This is a genomic window from Pseudomonas sp. McL0111, assembly GCF_052567255.1.
The window spans coordinates 3,038,019-3,062,850 of record NZ_CP199585.1; the positions used below are offsets into that span (position 1 = coordinate 3,038,019).

Genomic DNA, 24,832 nt, shown 5'->3' on the forward strand with positions numbered 1-24,832 from the left:
ATGGATCTCCTTCGGTATCGGTTATCCCCCTGGCCGCGCTGGGTAAGCGGCGGCCAGGGCTCAGAGGTTTAGTAGTCGATTGGGTCGCGGATGATCGGGCAGGTCATGCAGTGGCCGCCGCCACGACCCCGGCCGAGTTCGCCGGCGCTGATGGTGATGACCTCGATCCCGGCCTTGCGCAGCAGGGTGTTGGTGTAGGTGTTGCGGTCGTAGCCGATGACCACGCCCGGTTCCACTGCCACCACGTTGTTGCCGTCGTCCCATTGCTCGCGTTCGGCGGCGAAGCTGTTGCCGCCGGTTTCCACCACGCGCAACGCTTTCAGATTGAGGGCCTTGGCCACGGTGTCGAGGAAGCTGCCTTCTTCGCGGCGGATGTCGATGCCGCCCTGTTTGCTTTCGTCAGGTCGCAGGGTGAAGGCGACGATCTGGTTCACCACTTCCGGGAAAATGGTCACGAGGTCGCGGTCGCAGAAGCTGAACACGGTGTCCAGGTGCATCGCGGCGCGGGACTTCGGCAGGCCGGCAACGATGACTTTCTCGACGGCTTTGTTCTTGAACAGGTTCAGCGCCAGTTGGCCGATGGCCTGACGGGACGAGCGTTCGCCCATACCGATCAACACCACGCCGTTGCCGATCGGCATCACGTCACCGCCTTCAAGGGTGGAGCTGCCGTGTTCCTTGTCCGGATCGCCGTACCAGATTTCGAATTCGGCGTTGGTGAATTGTGGGTGGAATTTGTAGATGGCGGCGGCCAGCAGGGTTTCCTGACGGCGTGCCGGCCAGTACATCGGGTTCAGCGTCACGCCACCGTAGATCCAGCAAGTGGTGTCGCGGGTGAACTGGGTGTTCGGCAGCGGCGGCAGAATGAAGCTGGAGTGGCCGAGGAAGTCGCGGAACATCTGGATGGTCTTGCCACCAAAGCTGTCCGGCAGATCATCGGCAGAGACGCCGCCAATCAGGAATTCGGCGATGTGTCGCGGCTCCAGGCTCTTCAGCCAGGATTTCACTTCGTTGATCAGGCCCAGGCCCACCGAGTCGGCGGTGACCTTGCGATCAAGAATCCAGTCCAGCGCTTCCGGGATGGCGACGATGTCGGTCAGCAGGTTGTGCATTTCCAGCACATCGATTCCGCGTTCACGCATCTTGGTGACGAAATCGAAGTGGTCACGCTTGGCCTGGGCGACCCACAGGACGTCGTCGAACAGCAGATCATCGCAGTTGTTCGGGGTCAGGCGCTGATGGGCCAGACCAGGGGAGCAAACCATGACTTTGTGCAGTTTGCCGGCTTCGGAGTGGACGCCGTACTTAACTTTTTCCGTGGTCATATCAGTGATCCTCCAGAGATAAACATTGAGCAATTACAGAGTCAGGAAGCCGTCGTAGAGACCGTAGGCTGCCACCAGGGCACCCACGACCACCGCGGCGAAAATCAGCTTCTCGACGTTGGTGAAAACCTGTTGTTTGAGTTCGATCTTGGCCTTGGCGAACAGAATCGCGCCGGGCGCATAGAGCAGGGCCGAGAGCAGCAGGTACTTGACCCCGCCGGCATACAGCAGCCACACCGCGTAGATCAGGGCGATGCCGCCGATGATCAGATCCTTGCGCCGTTCGGCCACGAAGCCTTCGTAGGTTTCGCCGCGTACCGCGAGCAGCAGGGCATAGGCCGCCGACCACAGGTAAGGCACCAGAATCATCGAGGTGGCGAGGTAGATCAGTGACAGATAAGTGCTGGCCGAGAACAGGGTGATGATCAGGAAAATCTGCACCATCGCGTTGGTCAGCCAAAGGGCGTTGACCGGTACGTGGTTGGCGTTTTCCTTGCGCAGGAACTCCGGCATGGTGTGGTCTTTGGCGGCGGCGAACATGATCTCCGCACACAGCAGCACCCACGACAGCAGCGCACCCAGCAGCGAGATGATCAGACCGACGCTGATCAGCACCGCACCCCAGTGACCGACCACGTGCTCAAGCACGGCAGCCATCGACGGGTTCTGCAGTTTGGCCAGTTCCGGTTGGGTCATGATGCCCAGCGACAGCACGTTCACCAGCACCAGAAACAGCAGCACGGTGATGAAACCGATCACGGTGGCCTTGCCCACGTCCGAGCGTTTTTCTGCGCGTGCCGAGAAGATGCTCGCGCCCTCGATGCCGATGAACACCCACACGGTGACCAGCATCATGTTGCGCACCTGGTTCATCACGCTGCCCAGATCAGGGTTTTTTATGCCCCAGATGTCAGCGGTGAAGATGTCCAGTTTGAAAGCGAACACCGCAATCAGCACGAACAGCAGCAGCGGCACGACCTTGGCGACAGTGGTCACCAGGTTGATGAACGCCGCTTCCTTGATCCCGCGCAGCACCAGAAAGTGCACGGCCCACAGCAGCACCGAGGCACCGATCACCGCCGCAACGGTGTTGCCTTCGCCGAAAACCGGGAAGAAGTAGCCGAGGGTACTGAAGAGCAGAACGAAGTAACCGACGTTGCCCAGCCAGGCACTGATCCAGTAACCCCAGGCGGACGAGAAACCCATGTAATCGCCGAAACCGGCCTTGGCGTAGGCGTAGACACCGCCGTCCAGGTCAGGCTTTCGATTGGCAAGGGTTTGGAAGACAAAAGCGAGGGTGAGCATGCCGACGGCGGTGATGGCCCAGCCGATCAATACCGCGCCGACGTCGGCGCTGGCTGCCATGTTTTGTGGCAAAGAGAATATCCCGCCACCGATCATTGAGCCGACTACCAATGCAACCAGTGCACCTAGTCGTAGTTTTCCGGGAGCTTCAGACATTGCATGACTCCATTGCAGGAGAGAAGAGTTCACAGCGTAGATCTGTTGGCTATTCAAACAGCTGACTTAGATCAGTGCATGGTCACATTCCATTGTTAATGAATGACTTATGAAACGGCTGAAGGCATAAGGCTACTTTTTGGAAAGGCCCGTCCTAGAGGCTTTCTTGCTGCGTGGTTGGGAATGTCTATTATTACTTTCGAATTAACACGCTAGTTCTTTTTCAGCTTTTGGCAAATTTTCAGCATCTGTTTTCAGTACAGAATTGATTTATTAGGATCAGCGCACAAAACTGTCTTAACGTGCTAGGCGTTAGAGTCATCCGCTATATATAAATGGGCGTTTGTTGGCATTACCTGATAAACGTGATCAGGCTTTAATCGTTTAGTTAATATTGGTTACAAATAAAACTTCACCGCACATCTCAAGGGAAAAATGAATGTCGCAACCGACGCAAAAGCTGCGCCTTGGCGCGTTGATCGCCCTGGTGGTGGGCTCGATGATCGGCGGGGGGATTTTCTCTTTGCCGCAGAACATGGCGGCCCGCGCCGATGCCGGTGCGATCCTGATCGGTTGGGGTATTACGGCGATTGGCATGCTGACCCTCGCGTTCGTCTTCCAGACTCTGGCCAATCGCAAGCCGGAGCTGGATTCCGGGGTCTATGCCTACGCCAAGGCCGGGTTCGGCGACTACATGGGTTTCTCGTCCGCGTGGGGTTACTGGATCAGTGCGTGGCTGGGTAACGTCGGTTATTTCGTTTTGCTGTTCAGCACCCTCGGTTATTTTTTCCCGGTGTTCGGTCAGGGCAATACGCCCATCGCTATCGCCTGCGCTTCGGTGTTGCTGTGGGCCGTGCATTTCCTGGTGTTGCGCGGGATCAAAGAGGCGGCGCTGATCAATCAGTTGACCACCGTGGCCAAGGTCGTGCCGCTGATCATGTTCATCGTCATCGCTGCCGTGGCATTCAAGGCCGATATTTTTACCCGTGACATCTGGGGCGAGAGCAATCCGAATTTCGGCGGAGTGATGGATCAGGTGCGCAACATGATGCTGGTGACGGTGTTCGTGTTCATCGGCATCGAAGGCGCCAGCGTGTACTCGGCGCGGGCGGAGAAACGCAGCGACGTTGGCCGCGCCACAGTGATCGGGTTTATCGGGGTGTTGGCGCTGCTGGTGCTGGTCAACGTGCTGTCGCTGGGGATCATGAGCCAGCCAGAACTGGCGAACCTGCAGAACCCGTCGTTGGCGGCGGTGCTGGAGCACATTGTCGGGCCGTGGGGCGCGTTGCTGATCAGCATCGGCCTGGCGATTTCCCTGCTCGGTGCGTTGCTGTCGTGGGCGCTGCTGTGCGCGGAAATCCTCTTCGCCACGGCCAAGGACAAGACCATGCCGGCGTTTCTGAAAAAGGAAAACGCCAACCATGTGCCGGTCAATGCGCTGTGGCTGACCAACGTGATGATTCAGATTTTCCTGTTGATCACACTGTTTTCCGCCGGCACTTACACCAGCCTGATTTACCTCGCCTCGTCGATGATTCTGGTGCCGTACCTGTGGTCGGCGGCGTATGCGGTGCTGTTGAGCGGGCGCGGTGAAACCTACGAGCACGCATCGGCCGAGCGCACCAAGGATCTGCTGATCGGCGGCATCGCCCTGAGCTATGCGGTGTGGCTGTTGTATGCCGGTGGGGTGAAATATCTGCTGTTGTCGGCGTTGCTCTATGCGCCCGGGGTGATCCTGTTTGCCAAGGCCAAGCGTGAGCAGGGCGAGCCGTTGTTCACCCATGTCGAGAAAGGCATTTTCGCCTGCGTAGTGGCCGGTGCCGGATTGGCGGCGTATGGCTTGTACAGCGGTTTGCTGTCGCTGTGAGGTTGCAACTGGCGTATCAACCGCCTTACGACTGGTCAGCGATGCTCGGGTTTCTCGCGGCGCGGGCAGTGGTGGGGATGGAGGTTGTGGCTGACGGTGTGTACTCGCGCAGCATCGGTTTGAACGGAGTGCACGGCACTGTTTCGGTCTGGCTTGGGACGGGCGATGCGCTGGAGGTCGAGCTGGATTTTCCTGATGCGGCGGCGCGGCCGGAAATCGTTGTGCGGCTGCGGCGGCTGTTTGATCTGGATGCGGATCTGGCCGCGATGCAGCGGCATCTGGCGCCGCATCCGTTGCTGGCGCGGTTGATCGACGAGCGTCCGGGGCTAAGAGTGCCGGGGGCGTGGGATGGGTTGGAGTTGGCGTTTCGTGCGGTGCTTGGGCAACAGATCACCGTGGTTGCGGCGATTCGTCTGGCGGGGAAACTGGTAACGCAGTACGGCGCTGCGGTGCGCTCTTCGGTGCCTGGAATCACTCATGTGTTTCCCGAGGCGGGGACGTTGGCGGTTGCTGATCTGGCGGCACTGGGCATGCCGAAAAGTCGTGGACGGACGCTGTCCGGGGTGGCGCAGGCGTTGCTTGATGACCCTTCGTTGTTCGCGCCGGAACGTGAGGGCGGGGTGGCGCGGTTGTTGGCGCTGCACGGGATCGGGGACTGGACGGCGCAGTACATTGCGCTGCGACAGTTACGCGATATGGATGGGTTTCCAAATGGCGATGTCGGGTTACTCAAGGCGCTGGAGGTGGTTGATGGTGAGCGGCCGACGGCGCGGGAGATGTTGCTGCGGGCTGAGGCCTGGCGACCTTATCGGGGGTATGCGGCGCAGCTTTTATGGACATCCTTGAGCAGGGCGGATTGATCCGGAATTTTTGTTGGTCGAACTGGCCCTATCGCTGGCAAGCCAGCTCCCACAGTGTCTGTGTCGAATACAAGTTTTGTGAACACCACTGAACCTGTGGGAGCTGGCTTGCCAGCGATAGGGCCCTGACAGTGACTACCACTTCGGTCGATGTGAACCCAATTCCGTGGCCGGCAACGCCCATCGCAACGGCGTTCCTTTGATCTTTACCGGCACCTGCAATCGATGCGCCGGCCCCCACGGTGTCTGCTCCACCCGCGTGCTTTGATCCTGCTGATCCTCTGCTCGCAACGGCTCACTCGTTCCCGGCCCGTGCTCAATCAACAGCTTCGCGGTGCGCGCCAATGACAATCGCGCCGAGCCGCCAGCGCTGCTCAATAACTTGATCGCACTCGCCGCCATCAGATAGCCGGTCGCGTGATCCAGCGCTTGCACCGGCAACGGCGTCGGCTTATCGGCGTTCTTCCAGCGCTGCCCGGCTTCGGCAATGCCGCTGCTCATCTGCACCAGACTGTCGAAGCCGCGTCGGTTCCGCCACGGGCCGCTCCAGCCGTAGGCGTTGAGGCAGACGTCGATCAGCCCCGGCGCCAGTTGTCGGCGACGCTCTGCGCCAAATCCGAGGTGTTCCAGAGCGTCGGCGCGGTAGCCGTGCAGCAGAATGTCGGTGTCTTTCAGCAACTTTTCGAACACCGCACGATCCGCCGGATCATGCAGATCAAGCCGCGCACAGCGTTTGCCGAGGGTAACTTCCGGCACCACGTCCGGCTCGTTCCAGGTCGGCGGATCGATGCGCAGCACGTCGGCGCCGAGGCCTGCGAGAAAACGGCTGGCGATGGGGCCGGCGAGCACGCGGGTCAGATCGAGCACTTTGATTCCCGCCAGCGGTTGAGCCGCCGAGCCTGACCACGGCCGGAGTTTTGCAGACTGTTCGAAACTGAAATCAACCAGCGGCTCGGCATTTACCGCCAGACCTTGCGGATGCTGTTGCCACTGCGCCCAACTGCGCATTTCGGCGGCGCAGCCCTTGGCCTCGACTACCGCTTGTTCCAGATCGGCGCTGGCCCATTGCGCGACTTTTGCCGCCATGGCCGCACGGTCGGCACAGGCGCCGAGTACGCTTTCGGCGGCGGCGCGATGGTGCGGGGCGTTGGTGTGCAGGCGTATCCAGCCGTCCTTCGTTGCGTAGTCGCCGGCCACCGCGTCCCACAGCGGCGGCACTTCCCAGCCAACTGGACGCAGTGAAGTGGCGAACCAGAACGAGGCGAGTCGTCTATCCACTTCAATCGCCGGCAAGTGGCCGGTGCGTTGATTCAACAGTTCGCTGACTGCCTGAGCGGCCGCCGCAATACTGGCGCAGGCCAGATCAGTCACGGCGAAAGCCGAGGGCAGGGCGCCACTGGCGGTGAACGGAATCGGCGTGTGCGGCAAGCCGAGCGCGGCTTGAATGGACGTGAGCAAATCAGTCATCGAAGGCCCTCCGGAACGAGAGGACGAGGATAGAGCAAAAGATCATCGAGTCCGATGAAATTCCCGAACGACGAACACTTCCCCTGTGGGAGCTGGCTTGCCAGCGATAGCGGAGTGTCAGTCAAAAAATGATCAACTGATCCACCGCCATCGCTGGCAAGCCAGCTCCCACAGGGATTGGGGATGTTGCGTTATACGCGGAACTGATCCATCAATTTCATCTGCTGGCTGGCCAGTGCATTGAGCTGGCTGCTGATCGCTGCCGATTCGGTAGCTTGTTCGGTCAAGGTTTCGGTCACACTGCGGATCGCCGAAACGTTGCGGTTAACCTCTTCGGCGACGGCGCTTTGCTGTTCAGCGGCGCTGGCGATTTGCAGGTTCATGTCGCTGATCACGGTCACCGCATCGCTGATCTTGCCCAGTGCATCCACGGCCTGACGGATTTGCCCGGCGTTGTTATGCGCCTGGGTCTGGCTCGAATGCATGGTCGCGACCACGCCACGGGTGCCGGTCTGGATGCGCTCGATGACCACGCGAATTTCTTCCACCGAATCCTGCGTGCGTTTGGCCAGATTACGTACCTCGTCAGCCACCACCGCGAAACCACGCCCGCTCTCACCGGCACGGGCCGCTTCGATGGCGGCGTTGAGCGCCAGCAGGTTGGTCTGTTCGGCGATGCTGCGGATCACTTCCAGCACCGAGCCGATCTGCTCGCTGTTGACCGCGAGTTCTTCGACTTCGGTCACAGCCTTGCTGACTTCATCGGCCAGTTGATTGATGTCGCGGGTGCTGCGTTCGATGATCGACATGCCTTCCTTCGCCGACTGATCGGCACCCTTGGCGGCGTTGGCCGCGTTCGAGGCGCTGTTGGCGACGTCGTGGGCGGTGGCGCTCATTTCGTTGGACGCGGTAGCAACCTGATCGATCTCGCGGAACTGCACCTGCATGCCTTCGCTGGTCTGGCGGGCGATTTCCGAAGACTGATCGGCGGTGCCACGGGCCTCGGTGATGCTCTGCTTGATCTGCGCGATGGTCGGTTGCAGCTTGTCGAGGAAACGGTTGAACCAGTTCACCAGTTCGCCGAGTTCATCCTTCTTCGTGTAGTTCAGACGCTGGGTCAGATCGCCTTCACCGCTGGCGATATTTTTCAGCATCTCGGCGACGCTGTTGATCGGCCGAGTGACGCCCGAAGCCGTGAGCCAGATCAGCAACAGGCCCACCAGACCGGCGATTACAGCCACCAGCAATGCAGTGAGAACGCCGGTTTCCTGAGCATCGTCGAGCACCGTTTGCAGCTTGACCGAGTCGGCCAGCAGCACTTGTTTCGGCAGGTCAATGACCACGCCCCACGCACGCGAGTTGCCAATCGGGTCGACAGGGTACACGGCGCGGATCAGGTCGCCCTGTTCGAGAATCTTCGGTGTGCCGCTGCTCAGCAGTTGCAGGACGTCTTTGCCGTCAGCACCGAGGGTATCGCTGATTTTCTTGCCGACCTTGGTCGCGTCGGAACTGTCGGCACCCAGTACGCCGCTGCCGGAAACGATGAGCATGTGCCCGGCGCTGTTGAACAGATCACGCTGGGAGTCCACCGCTGCCGCTTGCAGGGCGTCGAGGGCGATGTCGACACCGACCACGCCGATGGCCTTGCCGTCGACGATCAACGGCACGGAAATGGTGGTCATCAACATTTCCTTGGTGCCCACGGTGTCGGCATACGGGTCGAGCAGACAGGTGCGCTTGTTGTCGCGAGGGCAGGTGTACCAGCTGTTGTACGGTGTACCGCTGACGCTGAGGGTGGTTTTGGTCATGTCTTCTTCGACCATGATCGTGTTCAGCGCCGAACCGGCAGCACGACTCCAATAGGTCGCGAAGCGTCCGACTTCGTTGGACTGGCGCGCTGCGTCATTGACGAACTCGCTGTCCTTGCCGTCGAGACCATTGGGCTCGAAAGCCAGCCAGATGCCGAGCACTTTGTCGTTACGCTCGAAGGCGGTTTTCAGGCTCTGGTTCAACTCTTCGCGCACCGCGCCAGCGTCCAGCGAACGCTTGGCGGCCATCACCCGCATGTCCTTGATCTGATCCGCCAGGGCGGTGACCACCAACAGGCTTTCGCCGAAGGTTTTCTGCACCCGCACGGCTTGCTCGGCAGCTTTGGCCTGCAACAGGTTCTGCACACTGGCGGTGAGCATTTTGCTGCTGGAGGTGCTGACCAGTTCGTCGTTCTGGTTGGTCTGGTAAATGTTGATGCCAACGATCAGCGCGACTACGCCGAGCAGGCACAGACCGGACAGCAGAACGATTTTCAGGCGAATGGAAAGAGAGTCGAACATGGGGCGATCTCGCGAATGAATAAACGGGTGGCTTGCGGATATGAACTATCCGGTTCGCCAAATCCATTCAGCGCCATTCAAAGGCATCGGCGTGGGGCGCAGTGGCATGAGGCGGGTGCCGACGAACGGTAGTGGGTAAACGTTTGCGCAGGGGAATGTGCTGAAAATGGGATTAATTACAGGGATGTTTCAGTGATGAAACAACCAAAGGAATCGGCTGGAGAGCGCTTTTGTGGCGAGGGGATTTATCCCCGTTGGGCAGCGTAGCGGCCCCAAACCAGACAATTGCGATTTGACTGAACTACCGCGTCGAATGATTTCACGACTGCTTCGCAGCCGAACGGGGATAAATCCCCTCGCCACAGGAGTCGGTGTGATCTCAGGTTGGCAGGGCTTCGGGGCGTGACCAGATCCACAGGTTGCCCATGAGCATCCCGCCAATCGCCAGATAAATCGGCCAGCCGTGATCGAGCATCACCAGCATCAACGTTGCACACAGCAGCATGCTGACCGTGGCGCTGACCTTGGCTTTGCGCGCAATGATCTTGCCGTTGCGCCAGTTGCTGAGGATCGGGCCGAACAGGCGATGGTTTTCCAGCCAGGCACTCAGGCGCGGCGAACTGCGGGTGGCGGCCCAGGCGGCGAGCAGGATGAACTCGGTGGTCGGCAGGCCGGGCACGACGATGGCGATCAGGCCAATGCCGAGGCTGACGTAGGCCAGCAGGCCGAACAGCAGGCGGGCGAGTTTCGAGGAGGCTGGTTGCGGCATGGGCTCGGGGAGTGCGTGAGGCGAAACGGCAATCTTACAGACTTGTGCAGTTCCCTGTGGGAGCTAGCCTGCTAGCGATGGCGGTTCAGACAATATAGATGTCGACTGATACACCGCCATCGCCAGCAGGCTAGCTCCCACAAGGGGATTTGTGTTGCTGATCAGGCCGGTTCGGCTTCGGTGGCGTAAGCCTGTTCCAGCAGCACGGTGAAACGGTTGAACGCATCCACGGCGCCTTGCTCGGCTTCAGCTTCTTCCTCGGCGCTGAATTGCAGCGAGTCGAGGGTCTTGATGAAGCTTTTCCAGCCTTCGGCGCGGCCACCTTCAGGTTCACCCAGGTGACGGGCGCCGAAGCTATCGCTCAGATCCAGCGCCACAGCGCGCTTGATCAGGAATGCTGCGCCGAGCTTGGAACCTTCGGAGACGAAGATCCAGCCCAGAGCGCGGGCCTTGCTCGGGTTTTTCAGGGCGCCGGCAACCGGTGCCGGGATTTCGGTTTCCAGGTCGGCGAGGTCGGCCTTGGCCGCATCGGCGCGGCAACGAGCCGGCAAGTCAGGCACGATCGCGGTCAGTTCGGCATCGTTGTACAGATCAACCAGTTCCGACTGGAACAGATACTGCGCGACGACGAAACGAGCGAAGTTGGCGCGGGTCTCGAACGGCGCATGAGCTTTGACCAGCGCATCGAGTTTGCTGTGCGGCTCGTTGGTGATCTGGTTCAAGCGTTGCGAGCGCAGGGCAGGGCGTTGTGCGGTGTCTTGAGCGGTCATGGGAAATCCTTGAGAAAAAGTGGCGCTTGGTAACGAGACGAACAAGAAGACGCCTGAGCGTAAAAAAACCTCACTGCGCGTCATGCATAAACGCGCAGCGAGGTTGGCCGGATCAGATGTCCCAGATCAGGTTGATCGCGAAGTTGCGACCCGGCTGAGTCAGGCGATCCATGTTGGCCGGGCTGATGACCGAAGCTTCGCCGACGCCGTCGTAACCGCGCACGTCGTCCCACAGCCAGTATTTCTTGTCGGTCAGGTTGTAAACGCCGCCGCTGACGGTGACGTCGTCGGTGACTTTGTAGTAACCGGCCAGATCCAGAATGCCGAAGCCCGGCGACTTGAACTGGCTGCTGACGCCGTCCGGCGACTTGAATTGAGTGTCGTCGACACGGTCCTTTTTCTTCACTACGGTCCAGCTCAGCAGGCCGCCGTAATTGTCCTGGTCGTAACCGAGACCGAACACGCCGGTCAGCGGGTTGACGCTGTTCAGCGGTTCGCCGCTGTCGTTGTTGCGACCGTAGGCGTAGGCAATCGAGCCCTGGGTGTACAGGCCTTGTGGTGCACCGAAAGAGTCGAGGTTCAGACGACCTTTGACTTCGGCGCCCTTGATGGTCGCGTGCTTGATGTTGCTCGACTGGAAGGTCAGCTCGCTGTAGCCCGGGGTGACCGCATCTTCGTTGATGAAGTCGCGGTACTTGTTATAGAACACTGCCACATCGAACGAGCCGGACTCGAAGTTGCCGCGCAGACCGGTTTCATAGCTTTTGCTTTTTTCCGGTTCCAGGTCCGGGTTCGGCGCCACGTTGTAGCCGGTGGTGGCGTTCTCGAAGCGACCGTACAGCGCTTTGGCGGTCGGGGTGCGGAAGCCTTCGGCGTATTGACCGTACCAAGTGTAGTTGTCGTTGAACGCGTAGGTCAGGCCGAATTTCGGCGAGACTTTGTGCCAGGTCTTGTTCTCGTCGCTGACCGTGCCTTTGCCGTCAGCCGCCACGGTGTTGAGGAATTCCTGAGTGATGTGCGGCTTGAGCTGGGTGTAGTCGTAGCGCAGGCCCGGCAGGAAGGTCCAGTTGTTCCAGCTGATCTGGTCCTGGGCGAACAGGCTATAGGTATTGATGGTCGGGTCCGGGAAATCGCTGGACTTCTTCAGCACGTCAGCAGCGCTGGTCGCGCCGATTGCGGTGCAGCCACGGCCGACCGCCAGGCACTTGCCGTCGCCGCTGCGCGAGCCGGTGACTTTCTGCTGCTTGATGGTGGTGCCGTAAGTCAGGACGTGATCGGTGTCGCCGATGGCAAATGCCTTGTCCAGTTGCGCGTCGAACACCCACTGTTTTTCTTCATAAATAGTGTCGCGGGTGCGTAGCACTTTGCGGGAGATCGGATAGTAGAACTCTTCGGTGCTCTGATCGGTTTTGGCGATCTGGTGGTTGAGGGTCCACTTCACGTTATCCGCCAGCAGGCTGTCGAGCGCAAAGGTGTGCTCCAGACCGAAACGCTCACGGGTGATGGTGTCGTTGCCGGTACGCCACTGGTACATGCCGCCAGGCAGCATGCTGTCGGGAATGGTCGGGGCACCTGCGAAGTAAGGGCCGCCGTAGGCGCTTTTCTGATCGGTGTCGCGATCATCCTTGTACTTTTCGTAGGTCAGGCCCAGACGTGAATCTTCGTTGTAGTTCCAGCCGATCTTGGCCAGCACGTTGGTCGCCTTGACGTCTTCCGGGTTGGCGGCGGTGCGCTCAAGGCCGGTGCCGTTGTTGCTGCCGTAGGAATCGGTTTCATGGCCGTCACGCTGGCTGTAATGCAGCAAGCCGTCGAACTGTTCGGCACGGCCGGCAACGGTGGCGGACTTCAGCCAGCTGTCATCGGCGGAGCTGTAACCGGTTTTCAGGCGGGCGCCGACATCTTTGCCGGGTTTGATGATGTCGTCCGGATCGAGGGTGTAGTAGCTGACCGCGCCGCCGATGGCGTTGCTGCCGTACAGCACCGAGGCCGGGCCACGGAGGATTTCCACGCGTTTGACGATTTCCGGGTCAACGTAATTGCGTTGAGTCTTGGCGTACGGACCGTTGAAGAAACCGTCCGGCACTTCCACGCCGTCAACCTGGGTCAGGATGCGGTCGCCGTCGATACCACGAATGTTGTAGCCGCTGATGCCGCCACGCTGACCGGCGCCGCCCACCGACACACCCGGCTCGTAGCGCACCAGATCCTTGATGGTGTTGACGTTGTTGCGATCCAGATCCTGTCGGGTCTGCACGGTGACGGTCGCTGGAACGCTGTTTACCGACTGTTCCTGACGGGTGGCGCTGATGGTCACCTGATCCAGATTCAATGCGCCGCTGTTTTTGCGTTTCTCCAGCACCACGTTGTTGTTGCTCAGCTTGCGGAAGCTCAGGTTGGTCCCCACCAACAGCCGCTCCAGCGCTTTCTCCGGTGGCAGCGAACCGCGCACGCCCGGCGAAGATACGTTCTGCCCCAGTTCCGCCGGCAAGCCGACCTGCCAGCCGGTCACGGCGGTGAAGGCATTGAGTGCCGACACCAGCGGCTGCTGACCGATGGCGAACGAGTAATCACCCATATTGCGTGCCGGTTGCTCGGTGGCAGCCATCAGCGGTGCAGTGCCGGCCATCAGTATGGCAGCGGTCAGCAGCGACAATACGCGGGAAGGGTTGGAAGTCTGGCGGGTAAGGCGTGAGGACATCGATAGCGCTCCGTGTCGCACGAATCTTTATAGGTGCTGATTCGCGTCAGGAGATGCGAATCAATTGCATTGGCTATAACGAGACGTACCGGCTTCGGCTATCGAGTAAAAATAATTCTCATTTAGTTCAAGATCACCAGCGCGGGGAATTCCTGAAGGCGTGCCGAGGTGATGTGGGCGAGGGAGCGCACCACGTCCAGCGGCTGATCGAGGCGGTAGTTGCCGGTGACGGCGACGTCGGCCAATTGCTCGTTGGTGTTGATGATCCAGCCCGGATAGTAGCGCCGCAGTTCCGCCAGCACCTGATTCAGCGGGCAATTTTCGAACACCAGTCGACCCTGGACCCAGGCCAGATCGGTGGCGGCATCGAGTTTGGCCGGACGGTCGAAACCGTTGGGGCCGATGCGGATGCTTTCCCCGGCGGAAAGGCGTACTCGCGCATCGTTATGAGTGGCACGCAGATCGACATCGCCACGCTGCACATTGACCTGCGCCACGCCGTCCAGATAACGCACGGCGAACGCAGTGTCGCGCACGCTGGCAGTGACCGGGCCGGCATCGATTTCCAGCGGCTGCCCGCGATTGGCGCCGACCTCGAAAAACGCCTCACCCTGATACAGGCGTGCAACCCGCTGTTTGTCGTTGATGGTGCTGGAAAACGCCGAGTTGGTATTGAGCAGGACTTTCGAGCCGTCCTCCAGTTGCAGACGCTGGCGCTCGCCGACCACGGTCAGGTGATCGGCCTGAATCCGCATCGGCAGATTGCTGAAACTGAACAAGCCAAGAAGCACAATCGCCGCCGTCGCCAGTGGTTTCCAGTGCGGACGCAGGCGCGAAAGGAAGGTGACTTTGGCCGGTTTGCTTGCGAGGCTTTGTGCACATTGGGCGATCTGCGGGCCGTCCCAGATATTCTGTGCCTTGGCGAAGGCTTCGGCATTCAACGGATCAGCCGCCAGCCACGCATGAAATTGCCGGGTCTGCTCTTCATCCGGATTGCCGAGCACGATGAGCCAGTCCAGAGCCTGGTCCATTGCGCTTGCGGCGTCCTGCGCCGACGGCGGCGAAGGAGGGCGGTGGGTGTCCGTCACGGTGTTTCCTCGGCAGTGTCTGTGCACGGCTGCTTTATTCAGTGAAGCGTAAAAGTCGGGCAAGGGTAACAAAGCCCGATGATCAGTGCAGTCGATCCTCGCACCTACGGAAAGATCCTGCCCTCAGTCACCATTCAAACGTTCAGCGACACCGATACAGATCGACATGATGAGCTTGAGTTCTTTCTGCACGGTACTGAGGGAGACGTTCAGCTCGTCGGCGATTTCCTGATAGCTGTGCCCGTGCAGGCGGCTGAGGATGAAAATCTGCTGCTGGCGAGAGCTGAGTTCACTGAGGCTCACGTTCAGGCGCTCCAGCATTTGTTCAGCATGGGCAGCGTCTTCGGCGCTGCTGGCGGGGGCGGCGATGCTGTGCACGATTTCCTGCGGCACGTCATCGACCATTGTTCGCGAATGGATCTTGCGCGCACGCAAATGATCGAGCGCCAGATTGCGCGCGGTCTGGAACACAAAGGGTTCAAGGTGATCGATGGCCCGCTCGCTCAACGCCCGCGTGACGCGCAGGTAGGTCTCCTGCAACAGGTCTTCAGCGGTGCTGTGATTGTTGACCATCCGTTCCAGCGTACGCAGCAGCGAAATGCGCTGAGTGAGGAAGACGTGGTTGAAGCGCGATTGACTCACGGGAGAACCTGATCCATTTCGAGCGAATGATAATGCTTATCATCTAGTCGAATGGTCAAGCGCTGATTTCAAATTGAAATCAAAACCTGTGGGAGCCAGCCTGCTGGCGATAGCAATCTATCAGTCACCCTAATCGGTGGAGATAAAACCGCTATCGCCAGCAGGCTGGCTCCCACATGGATACAAATGTCTTTCTTTACTCAGCGTTACACAGCGCCAGGCAGTTATCGAGCATGCGGTTGGAGAAGCCCCACTCGTTGTCGTACCAGGCCAGCACTTTCAGCAGTTTGCCGGTGGATTTGGTGTGGTTGGCGTCGAAAATCGACGACAGCGGGTTGTGGTTGAAGTCGCTCGAAACCAGCGGCAACGTGTTGTAACCAAGGATCTTCGAATGCTGGCTCGCAGCCTTGAGCAGAGCATTGACCTCATCCGCCGAAGCTTCGCGCTTCAACTGTACGGTCAAGTCCACCAGCGACACATTGATCACCGGTACGCGCACGGCCATGCCGGTCAGTTTGCCCGCCAGTTCCGGCAATACCAGACCAACGGCTTCGGCAGCGCCGGTCTTGCTCGGGATCATGTTCTGCGTGGCCGAACGGGCGCGGTACGGGTCGGTGTGATAGACGTCGGTCAGGTTCTGGTCGTTGGTGTAGGCGTGAATCGTGGTCATCAGACCGCTTTCGATTCCCAACTCGCGGTGCAGCACCTGCGCCACTGGCGCCAGGCAGTTGGTGGTGCACGAAGCGTTGGAGATGATCTGGTGCGACTGGCGCAGAATGTCGTGGTTCACACCATAAACGACGGTGGCATCGGCGCCTTTGGCCGGGGCCGAGATGATCACTTTGCGTGCGCCGGCAGTAATATGCGCGGCGGCTTTGGCACGGTCGGTAAACAGACCGGTGCATTCAAATACCACATCGATTTTTTCTGCGGCCCACGGCAGGTCGGCCGGGTTGCGAATGGCGCTGACTGCGATGCGGTCGCCATTGACCGTCAGGCTCTCGTTGTCATGCTCGACTTGCGCGTCGAATGTGCCGTGAACGGTGTCGTATTTGAGCAGATGAGCATTGATCGAGCTGTCGCCCAGATCATTGATGGCGACGATCTGCAAATCCTGTCGATAGCCTTGGGTATACAGTGCGCGTAGGACATTACGGCCGATGCGGCCAAAACCATTGATTGCGATTCGAAGAGTCATGGAACAGCGCCGCCGTCGTTTTGTTGTTGGAATTACAAGATTATTCGCATAAAAATAGAAAACAAGCCTTTTTAGTGGCAATATTTTGTTTTATCTACAACGAGTGACCTGAATCAACTGGTCCGAATGATCAAAAAAGCCGTCTGTCATTCCAACAACAACGGCGTTTGATCAGCATAGACAATCAGGTCGCCACATCCGTTAGCCTGGAGTTCTACACATGCATCCCCGCGTTCTTGAGGTCACCGAACGGCTTATCGCCCGCAGCCGCGCCACGCGTCAGGCTTACCTTGCACTGATTCGCGGTGCTGCCACTGACGGGCCGATGCGCGGCAAGCTGCAATGCGCCAACTTCGCCCATGGCGTCGCCGGTTGCGGCAGCGAAGACAAGCACAGCCTGCGGATGATGAACTCGGCGAACATCGCCATTGTTTCTTCCTATAACGACATGCTCTCGGCGCATCAGCCGTACGAAGTGTTTCCTGAACAGATCAAGAATGCCCTGCGCGAAATCGGTTCGGTCGGCCAGTTCGCTGGCGGCACTCCGGCGATGTGCGATGGCGTGACCCAGGGCGAGCCAGGCATGGAACTGAGCCTGCCGAGCCGCGAAGTGATCGCGCTGTCTACGGCGGTAGCGTTGTCCCACAACATGTTCGACGGTGCGCTGATGCTCGGCATCTGCGACAAGATTGTCCCGGGCCTGATGATGGGTTCGCTGCGTTTCGGCCATCTGCCGACGATCTTCGTTCCGGGCGGGCCTATGGTCTCGGGGATTTCCAACAAGGAAAAAGCCGACGTACGGCAGAAGTACGCCGAAGGCAAGGCGACCCGCGAAGAGCTGCTGGAATCGGAGATGAAGTCCTACCACAGCCCGGGCACTTGCACTTTCTACGGCACCGCCAACACCAACCAGTTGCTGATGGAAGTCATGGGCCTGCACTTGCCGGGCGCCTCTTTCGTCAACCCGAACACGCCGCTGCGTGATGCCCTGACCCGCGAAGCGGCGCATCAGGTCACGCGCCTGACCAAACAGAACGGCAACTTCATGCCGATCGGCGAAATCGTCGACGAGAAGTCGCTGGTCAACTCGATCGTGGCGCTGCACGCCACTGGCGGTTCGACCAACCACACCCTGCACATGCCGGCCATCGCCATGGCGGCAGGCATTCAACTGACCTGGCAGGACATGGCCGACCTCTCCGAAGTCGTGCCGACCCTCAGCCACGTTTATCCGAACGGCAAGGCTGACATCAACCACTTCCAGGCAGCGGGCGGCATGTCGTTCCTGATCCGCGAACTGCTCGAAGCCGGCCTGTTGCACGAAGACGTCAATACCGTGCTCGGCCACGGCTTGAGCAAGTACACCAAAGAACCGTTCCTCGATAACGGTGAACTGGTGTGGCGCGAAGGCCCGATTGAAAGCCTCGACGAAAACATCCTGCGTCCAGTCGCCCGTGCGTTCTCGCCGGAGGGTGGTCTGCGCGTGATGGAAGGTAATCTCGGTCGCGGCGTGATGAAGGTGTCCGCCGTGGCACTGGAAAATCAGATCGTCGAAGCACCGGCCATGGTGTTCCAGGATCAACAGGATCTGGCTGATGCGTTCAAGGCCGGTCTGCTGGAAAAAGACTTTGTCGCGGTGATGCGCTTCCAGGGCCCGCGTTCCAACGGCATGCCCGAGCTGCACAAGATGACGCCGTTCCTTGGCGTATTGCAGGATCGCGGCTTCAAAGTTGCGCTGGTCACCGACGGGCGGATGTCCGGCGCCTCGGGGAAAATCCCGGCGGCGATCCACGTCAGCCCTGAAGCTTATGTCGGCGGCGCTTTGGCTCGGGTGCAAGAGGGCGATATCATCCGCGTCGATGGCGTCAAAGGCACCCTGGAGCTTAAGGTGGACGCCGAAGAATTTGCAGCGCGCGAACCTGCCAAGGGTCTGTTGGCCAATAACATCGGCAGCGGGCGCGAGCTGTTTGGCTTTATGCGCATGGCCTTCAGCTCGGCGGAGCAGGGCGCCAGCGCCTTCACTTCTGCCCTGGAGACGCTTAATTGAAACTGGCTTTGGTCGGTGACATCGGAGGCACCAACGCGCGATTCGCGTTGTGGAAAGATCAGCAACTGGAGTCGGTTCAGGTGTTGGCCACGGCCGATCACGCCAGCCCGGAAGAGGCGATCAGCCTCTATCTGAGCGGGCTCGGTCTGGCGCCGGGTTCGATTGGTTCGGTGTGCCTGTCGGTGGCCGGTCCGGTCAGCGGCGATATTTTCAAGTTCACCAACAACCACTGGCACCTGAGCCGCAAGGCGTTCTGCCAGACTTTGCAGGTCGAGCAATTGTTGCTGGTCAACGATTTCTCGGCGATGGCGCTGGGCATGACCCGTTTGCAGCCGGGCGAATTTCGCGTGGTCTGCGAAGGCACGCCGGAACCGTTGCGCCCGGCAGTGGTGATTGGCCCGGGCACCGGTCTTGGTGTTGGTACTTTGCTGGACTTGGGCGAAGGTCGTTTTGCTGCGTTGCCGGGGGAGGGCGGTCACGTCGATCTGCCGCTGAGCAGCCCGCGTGAAACCCAGCTCTGGCAGCACATCCACAACGAGATCGGCCACGTCAGCGCTGAAACTGCGCTGAGCGGTGGTGGCTTGCCCCGGGTTTACCGGGCGATCTGCGCGGTCGATGGCCATGAACCGAAGCTCGATACTCCGGAAGCGATTACCGCTGCCGGGCTTGCCGGTGATCCGATTGCCCTGGAAGTGCTTGAGCAGTTCTGCTGCTGGCTCGGCCGCGTGGCCGGCAACAACGTGCTGACCACTGGCGGGCGCGGCGGGGTGTTTATCGTCGGCGGGGTGATCCCACGGTTCGCCGATTTCTTCCTCGAAAGCGGTTTCGCCCGCAGCTTTGCCGACAAGGGCTGCATGAGCGATTACTTCAAGGGGATTCCGGTGTGGCTGGTGACAGCGCCGTATTCCGGGCTTGTGGGTGCCGGTGTAGCCCTCGAACAGGCTTGATACCGAGTCGTCTGCATCGCTGGCAAGCCAGGCTCCCACAGGATCTATGTTGTTCACAAAACCTGTGGGAGCTGGCTTGCCAGCGATGAGGCCAGAACAGACAACAAAGACCCAAGGTTCATCAGGCATAATCCGCCCCAATTCCAACAACAAGGACGCCTTCGAAGTGAGCTCAATCAACAAGTCGATTTTGTTGGTCGATGACGACCAGGAGATACGCGAGTTGCTGGAGACCTACCTGACCCGTGCGGGTTTTCAGGTACGGGCCACGGCCGATGGCGCCAGTTTCCGCCAGGCGCTGAACGATGCGCCGAGCGATCTGGTGATCCTCGATGTGATGCTTCCCGACGAAGACGGCTTCAGCCTGTGCCGCTGGGTGCGCCAGCATCCGCGTCAGGCGCAGGTGCCGATCATCATGCTCACTGCCAGTTCCGACGAGGCCGACCGCGTGATCGGTCTGGAACTCGGTGCCGACGATTACCTCGGCAAACCCTTCAGCCCGCGTGAACTGCAAGCGCGGATCAAGGCGTTGCTGCGTCGTGCGCAGTTCGGTCAGGAGCGTAGCGGCAGCGAAGTGCTGGCCTTCGATGAGTGGCGGCTGGACATGGTCAGCCACCGGCTGTTCCACACCGACGGCGAGGAAGTGATTCTGTCCGGCGCCGACTTCGCCTTGCTCAAACTGTTCCTCGATCACCCGCAGGAAATCCTCGACCGCGACACCATCGGCAACGCCACTCGCGGGCGTGACCTGATGCCGCTTGATCGCATCGTCGACATGGCGGTCAGCCGCTTGCGCCAACGCCTGCGCGACACGGAAAAGCCGCCACGGCTGATCCGCACCGTGCGTGGCAGCGGTTACCAACTGGCAGCCAGTGTGGTTGCCGGCAATGGTCACTGAGTCGCTGCGCAAGTTCGCCGCCAAAGTCCCGGTGCCGCGCTCGCTGCTCGGGCGAATGCTGCTGCTGACCCTGCTCGCGGTGCTGTTCGCACAGACGCTGTCGAGCGTTATCTGGGTCTCGCAACTGCGCGCCACCCAGCTCGAAGGGCTGGTCACCAGCGCCCGCAGCCTTGCGCATTCGATGACCGCCAGCGTCAGTTATTTCCGCTCGTTGCCGGTCGCTTATCGTCCATTGGTGCTCGACCAGTTGCGCAGCATGGGTGGCACGCGTTTCGTCGTGACGCTCAACGACAAACCGCTGGGCATGGACGTGCTGCCGATCACGCCGCGTAAAGCGGCAGTGATGAAGGCGGTAGACGAAGTGCTGCGCGAGTCGCTGGGCCATGACACCGACATTTCGGTGACTTTCGTCAGCCCCGAGGATCTGCGTATTTTCAACGCCGGGCTGAAGCTCGATGAACTGCCTCGTTCGTGGGCGCATTACGCGCTGACGCTGGAACCGGTGAACCCGCCGGTACTGGTCACGCAGATTCAAATGGCGCCGGGCGAATGGCTGTACATCGCCTCGCTGTTGCCTGAGCCGTATACCAGTCTTGAAGAGCAGGGCCTGCCGGCGCAACAGGTGTGGTTCATCGTCCTCACCAGCGGATTTTTGCTGCTGTTTATCGGTCTGCTGGTGCACTGGCAGAGCCGGCCGCTCAAGCGTCTGGCGCGTGCAGCGCGGGATATGTCGCTGGGCGCCGATGTCGAGCCGATGGCCGAAGGTGGCGGCAGCGAAGTGGTCGAGGTCGGACGTGCGTTCAACAGCATGCGCGAGCGCATCAGCCGTTACCTGACCGAGCGCAGTCAGTTGTTCAGCGCGATTTCCCACGACCTGCGTACGCCGATCACGCGCTTGCGCCTGCGAGTCGAGTTGCTCGAAGACGAAACCCTGCAAGCCAAGTTCGGCCGTGATCTGGATGAGCTGGAACTGCTGGTCAAAGGCGCGTTGCAGTGCGTGAAAGACACTGACATTCACGAAAACATCGAGCCGGTGGATCTCAATCATGTGCTGGATTGTCTGGTCGAGCCTTACCTGGCGCCGAACGGCAATGGCCGTGTAACTCAACAGGGGCGAGCGCTGGCGGCGTATTCGGGCAAGCCTCTGGCGTTGAAGCGCTGTATCGGCAATCTGATCGACAACGCATTGAAGTACGGGCAGAACGCGCATTTGCACATCGATGATGATGAGAGTGCGTTTGTCCTGCACGTTGACGATGAGGGGCCGGGGGTGCCGGAACAGCGGCTGGAGCAAGTGTTCGAACCGCACTTTCGGCTGGCCGGACAGCAGCAGGGTTATGGGCTGGGTCTCGGGATTGCACGCAACATCGCCCACAGCCATGGCGGTGAGGTGACGTTGCAGAATCTGCGGGATGGCGGCTTGCGAGTGACCCTGCAACTACCGCGCAGTGTTGACTGACACCAATCTTGTGGCGAGGGAGCTTGCTCCCGCTGGACTGCGCAGCAGGCCTGGTTTTTTGGTGGCGCTTCGCACCACAGCGGGAGCAAGCTCCCTCGCCACAGGTCATCGCATGCAGAATGTCACCGACCTGTGACAAAACCCGCCCCCTTCGTTACAAGCCCGACTCGGCCCGTTGTTTAGACTCTCCCGCAGTCATAACAACAAAAAAGGGTCACCCATGGACACCTTTCACCCAGGCTTCAGCAGTTGGCTGAACGCCCCTGCCCATCAGCAATGGCTCGCCGACGAAGGCCTGCGCCTGCTGGCGTTCGCCAAGGCTTCAAAGCTTGCTCAAGGTTTCGGTAATCTCGACGAGCGCGGCCAGTTGCCGGCGAACGCCCAGGCCGAAACCATGAACACCGCCCGCATGACCCACAGCTTCGCCATGGCCCATATTCAGGGGCTGCCAGGGTTTGCCGAACTGGTCGATCACGGCATCGCGGCCCTGCGCGGGCCGCTGCGTGATGCAGTGCACGGCGGCTGGTTCGCGGTCGCCGAACACCGCGATGGCAATACCGGCAAGAACGCCTATCTGCATGCGTTCGTCGCTCTCGCCGCAAGTTCGGCGGTGGTCGCCCAGCGTCCCGGCGCACAAGCCTTGCTCGATGACGCTATCGACATCATCGACACCTGGTTCTGGAGCGAAGAAGAGGGCGCCATGCGCGAATTCTTCAATCGCGACTGGAGCGAAGAGGAAGCCTATCGCGGCGCCAACAGCAACATGCACGCGACCGAAGCCTTCCTCGCCCTGGCCGATGTCACCGAGGACCCACGCTGGCTGATCCGCGCCCAGCGCATCGTCGAGCGGGTGATCCATAAGCATGCCGCCGCCAATGATTATCTGGTGATCGAGCACTTCGACCGCGACTGGCAGCCGCTGCGCGAGTACAACCACGACAATCCCGCCGACGGCTTCCGTCCTTACGGCACTACGCCGGGCCACGGTTTCGAATGGGCGCGGCTGTTGCTGCACCTCGAAGCGGCGCGGGTGCAGGCGGGCATGCTGACGCCCGGCTGGCTGGCGACCGATGCGCAAAAACTCTTCGAACACAATTGCCGTCACGGCTGGGACGTCGATGGTGCGCCGGGCATTGTCTACACCCTCGATTGGGGTAACAAAGCGGTGGTGCGCCATCGCCTGCACTGGACGCACGCCGAAGCCAGCGCGGCTGCGAGTGCCTTGCTCAAACGTACCGGGGAAGAGCAATACGAAACCTGGTACCGGCTGTTCTGGGAATTCTGCGAAACGTATTTCATCGATCGCTGCGATGGCAGCTGGCATCACGAACTCGACCCGCAAAACCGCCCAAGTGCCGATATCTGGGCGGGCAAACCGGACCTTTATCACGCCTGGCAAGCGGTGCTGATTCCTCGTCTACCCTTGTCACCCAGTATGGCGACTGCCTTGGCGCACTTGTCCCAGAGCTGTCCTGTGTAACCATGTGGTGACATTTGCGCGTCCCTTCGTTACCTGCGAGGGGAAACGCCCTGTTTAAACTCCTGTGCAGCGCAAGCACCAGACTTGCATGCATAACAACAAGAAAGGTACATCTCAGATGAATGCGATTTCTCGCCTCGCTACTGTCATTTCTGTCGCCTCCCTGTTCCCGCTCGCAATTCTGCCCCTCAGTGTTTCCGCTGCCGAATCCAAAGGTTCGGTTGAAGTCGTGCACTGGTGGACGTCCGGTGGCGAAAAAGCTGCCGTTGATGTACTCAAGGCCCAAGTCGAAAAAGACGGTTTCACCTGGAAAGACGGCGCTGTCGCCGGCGGTGGCGGTTCGACTGCCATGACCGTGCTGAAAAGCCGCGCTGTTGCTGGCAACCCTCCTGGCGTCGCCCAGATCAAGGGCCCGGACATCCAGGAATGGGCATCCACTGGCCTGCTCGACACCGACGTTCTGAAAGACGTCGCCAAAGAAGAGAAGTGGGACAGCCTGCTCGACAAGAAAGTCTCCGATACCGTGAAGTACGAAGGTGATTACGTGGCAGTGCCGGTGAATATTCACCGTGTGAACTGGCTGTGGATCAACCCGGAAGTCTTCAAGAAAGCCGGTATCACCAAGAATCCAACCACCCTCGAGGAATTCTACGCGGCGGGCGACAAGCTCAAGGCAGCAGGCTTCATTCCGCTCGCCCACGGTGGCCAGCCTTGGCAGGACAGCACCGTATTTGAAGCGGTCGTGCTGTCGGTGATGGGTGTCGACGGTTACAAGAAAGCCCTGGTCGATCTGGACAACGCTACCCTGACCGGCCCGGAAATGGTCAAGGCGCTGACCGAGCTGAAGAAAGTCGCGACCTACATGGACGCCGACGGCAAGGGCCAGGACTGGAACCTTGAAGCAGCCAAGGTCATCAACGGCAAGGCCGGCATGCAGATCATGGGTGACTGGGCCAAGTCCGAATGGACCGCTGCCAAGAAAGTCGCCGGCAAGGACTACGAGTGCGTAGCGTTCCCGGGCACCGACAAGGCATTCACCTACAACATCGACTCGCTGGCCGTGTTCAAGCAGAAAGACGCGGGTACCGCTGCCGGTCAGAAGGACATCGCCAAAGTCGTGTTGGGTGAAAACTTCCAGAAAGTCTTCAGCATCAACAAAGGCTCGATCCCGGTTCGTATCGACATGTTGAACAACATGGAGAAGCTCGGCTTCGATTCCTGCGCCCAGACTGCTGCCAAGGACTTCCTGGCTGACGCGAAAAGCGGCGGCCTGCAGCCAAGCATGGCGCACAACATGGCGACCACGCTGGCGGTGCAGGGCGCGTTCTTTGATGTCGTGACCAACTACATCAACGACCCGAAAGCCGACCCGGCCGACACCGCCAAGAAACTTGGTGCTGCGATCAAGTCGTCCAAGTAATGCTTGGACCTGTAGGAGCGAGCCTGCTCGCGATTGCAATCTGTCAGTCAATGATTGGCTGACTGACACACCGCTATCGCGAGCAGGCTCACTCCTACAGGGGAAG

Annotated in this window: 18 protein-coding genes and 1 pseudogene; 8 read left to right on the plus strand and 11 right to left on the minus strand. The window is 60.0% G+C overall.

Features of this window, described 5'->3' with window-relative positions:
- Positions 1 to 68 precede the first annotated feature (68 nt).
- Positions 69 to 1,325, minus strand: coding sequence for an arginine deiminase (gene arcA, locus ACTWLJ_RS13855; RefSeq protein ID WP_445181213.1), 1,257 nt, complete (start codon positions 1,323 to 1,325; stop codon positions 69 to 71).
- A 33-nt stretch (positions 1,326 to 1,358) separates the two neighbouring features.
- Complete coding sequence (arcD, locus tag ACTWLJ_RS13860) at positions 1,359 to 2,786, minus strand: arginine-ornithine antiporter (protein WP_401215089.1); 1,428 nt, start codon at positions 2,784 to 2,786, stop codon at positions 1,359 to 1,361.
- 439 nt (positions 2,787 to 3,225) lie between these two features.
- Between arcD (ACTWLJ_RS13860) and arcD (ACTWLJ_RS13865) the strand changes: the two genes are divergently transcribed.
- Together arcD (ACTWLJ_RS13865) and ACTWLJ_RS13870 are read left to right on the plus strand one after the other, a co-directional pair.
- Positions 3,226 to 4,653 carry an arginine-ornithine antiporter gene (arcD, locus tag ACTWLJ_RS13865; RefSeq protein WP_401215092.1) on the plus strand — a complete coding sequence of 476 codons (1,428 nt, stop codon included), beginning with the start codon at positions 3,226 to 3,228 and terminating at the stop codon, positions 4,651 to 4,653.
- Positions 4,650 to 5,513 (plus strand): DNA-3-methyladenine glycosylase family protein, encoded by an 864-nt coding sequence (locus ACTWLJ_RS13870; RefSeq protein WP_445181214.1) that lies wholly within the window; start codon positions 4,650 to 4,652, stop codon positions 5,511 to 5,513. Before arcD (ACTWLJ_RS13865) ends, ACTWLJ_RS13870 begins: the two co-directional genes overlap by 4 nt.
- Positions 5,514 to 5,648: 135 nt before the next feature.
- Here ACTWLJ_RS13870 and ACTWLJ_RS13875 read toward each other — a convergent pair whose 3' ends face one another.
- From ACTWLJ_RS13875 to gap, 9 genes and pseudogenes are all read right to left on the minus strand, one after another.
- On the minus strand, positions 5,649 to 6,980 hold the full coding sequence (locus ACTWLJ_RS13875) for a CoA transferase (protein ID WP_445181215.1): 1,332 nt from the start codon (positions 6,978 to 6,980) through the stop codon (positions 5,649 to 5,651).
- A gap of 191 nt (positions 6,981 to 7,171) precedes the next feature.
- Entirely contained in the window at positions 7,172 to 7,927 is a 756-nt protein-coding gene (locus ACTWLJ_RS13880; protein ID WP_445181354.1) for a methyl-accepting chemotaxis protein, read from the minus strand.
- Between the two features lie 102 nt (positions 7,928 to 8,029).
- Positions 8,030 to 9,310: pseudogene (locus tag ACTWLJ_RS13885) on the minus strand (PDC sensor domain-containing protein); the annotation flags it as partial.
- Between the two features lie 379 nt (positions 9,311 to 9,689).
- Positions 9,690 to 10,079, minus strand: coding sequence for a YbaN family protein (locus tag ACTWLJ_RS13890; RefSeq protein WP_445181216.1), 390 nt, complete (start codon positions 10,077 to 10,079; stop codon positions 9,690 to 9,692).
- 161 nt (positions 10,080 to 10,240) lie between these two features.
- Positions 10,241 to 10,849 (minus strand): biliverdin-producing heme oxygenase, encoded by a 609-nt coding sequence (locus tag ACTWLJ_RS13895; protein WP_445181217.1) that lies wholly within the window; start codon positions 10,847 to 10,849, stop codon positions 10,241 to 10,243.
- A gap of 112 nt (positions 10,850 to 10,961) precedes the next feature.
- Positions 10,962 to 13,547, minus strand: coding sequence for a TonB-dependent receptor (locus tag ACTWLJ_RS13900; RefSeq protein ID WP_445181218.1), 2,586 nt, complete (start codon positions 13,545 to 13,547; stop codon positions 10,962 to 10,964).
- 122 nt (positions 13,548 to 13,669) lie between these two features.
- A complete protein-coding gene (locus tag ACTWLJ_RS13905; RefSeq protein WP_445181219.1) occupies positions 13,670 to 14,635 on the minus strand; it encodes a FecR family protein in 966 nt (321 codons plus the stop codon).
- A 123-nt stretch (positions 14,636 to 14,758) separates the two neighbouring features.
- Positions 14,759 to 15,277, minus strand: a complete 519-nt coding sequence (locus ACTWLJ_RS13910) for an RNA polymerase sigma factor (RefSeq protein ID WP_445181220.1) — start codon at positions 15,275 to 15,277, stop codon at positions 14,759 to 14,761.
- Positions 15,278 to 15,473: 196 nt separating this feature from the next.
- The gene (gene gap, locus ACTWLJ_RS13915; protein ID WP_401215225.1) at positions 15,474 to 16,475 is read right to left on the minus strand and encodes a type I glyceraldehyde-3-phosphate dehydrogenase; all 1,002 of its coding nucleotides are present in this window, start codon (positions 16,473 to 16,475) and stop codon (positions 15,474 to 15,476) included.
- A gap of 220 nt (positions 16,476 to 16,695) precedes the next feature.
- On the opposite strand from gap, the gene edd reads away from it, so the two are divergent.
- From edd to ACTWLJ_RS13945, 6 genes are all read left to right on the plus strand, one after another.
- Positions 16,696 to 18,522 (plus strand): phosphogluconate dehydratase, encoded by a 1,827-nt coding sequence (gene edd / locus ACTWLJ_RS13920; protein ID WP_401215227.1) that lies wholly within the window; start codon positions 16,696 to 16,698, stop codon positions 18,520 to 18,522.
- On the plus strand, positions 18,519 to 19,469 hold the full coding sequence (locus tag ACTWLJ_RS13925) for a glucokinase (protein ID WP_445181221.1): 951 nt from the start codon (positions 18,519 to 18,521) through the stop codon (positions 19,467 to 19,469). The genes edd and ACTWLJ_RS13925 overlap by 4 nt, the downstream gene beginning before the upstream one ends.
- 166 nt (positions 19,470 to 19,635) lie before the next feature.
- Complete coding sequence (locus tag ACTWLJ_RS13930) at positions 19,636 to 20,367, plus strand: response regulator (RefSeq protein ID WP_401215233.1); 732 nt, start codon at positions 19,636 to 19,638, stop codon at positions 20,365 to 20,367.
- Positions 20,357 to 21,826, plus strand: coding sequence for an ATP-binding protein (locus ACTWLJ_RS13935; protein ID WP_445181222.1), 1,470 nt, complete (start codon positions 20,357 to 20,359; stop codon positions 21,824 to 21,826). Before ACTWLJ_RS13930 ends, ACTWLJ_RS13935 begins: the two co-directional genes overlap by 11 nt.
- 220 nt (positions 21,827 to 22,046) lie before the next feature.
- Positions 22,047 to 23,306 carry a D-mannose isomerase gene (locus ACTWLJ_RS13940; protein ID WP_445181223.1) on the plus strand — a complete coding sequence of 420 codons (1,260 nt, stop codon included), beginning with the start codon at positions 22,047 to 22,049 and terminating at the stop codon, positions 23,304 to 23,306.
- Between the two features lie 118 nt (positions 23,307 to 23,424).
- Positions 23,425 to 24,726: an ABC transporter substrate-binding protein gene (locus ACTWLJ_RS13945; RefSeq protein ID WP_445181224.1), complete on the plus strand. Its 1,302-nt coding sequence runs from the start codon at positions 23,425 to 23,427 to the stop codon at positions 24,724 to 24,726.
- The last annotated feature ends 106 nt before the right edge of the window (positions 24,727 to 24,832 follow it).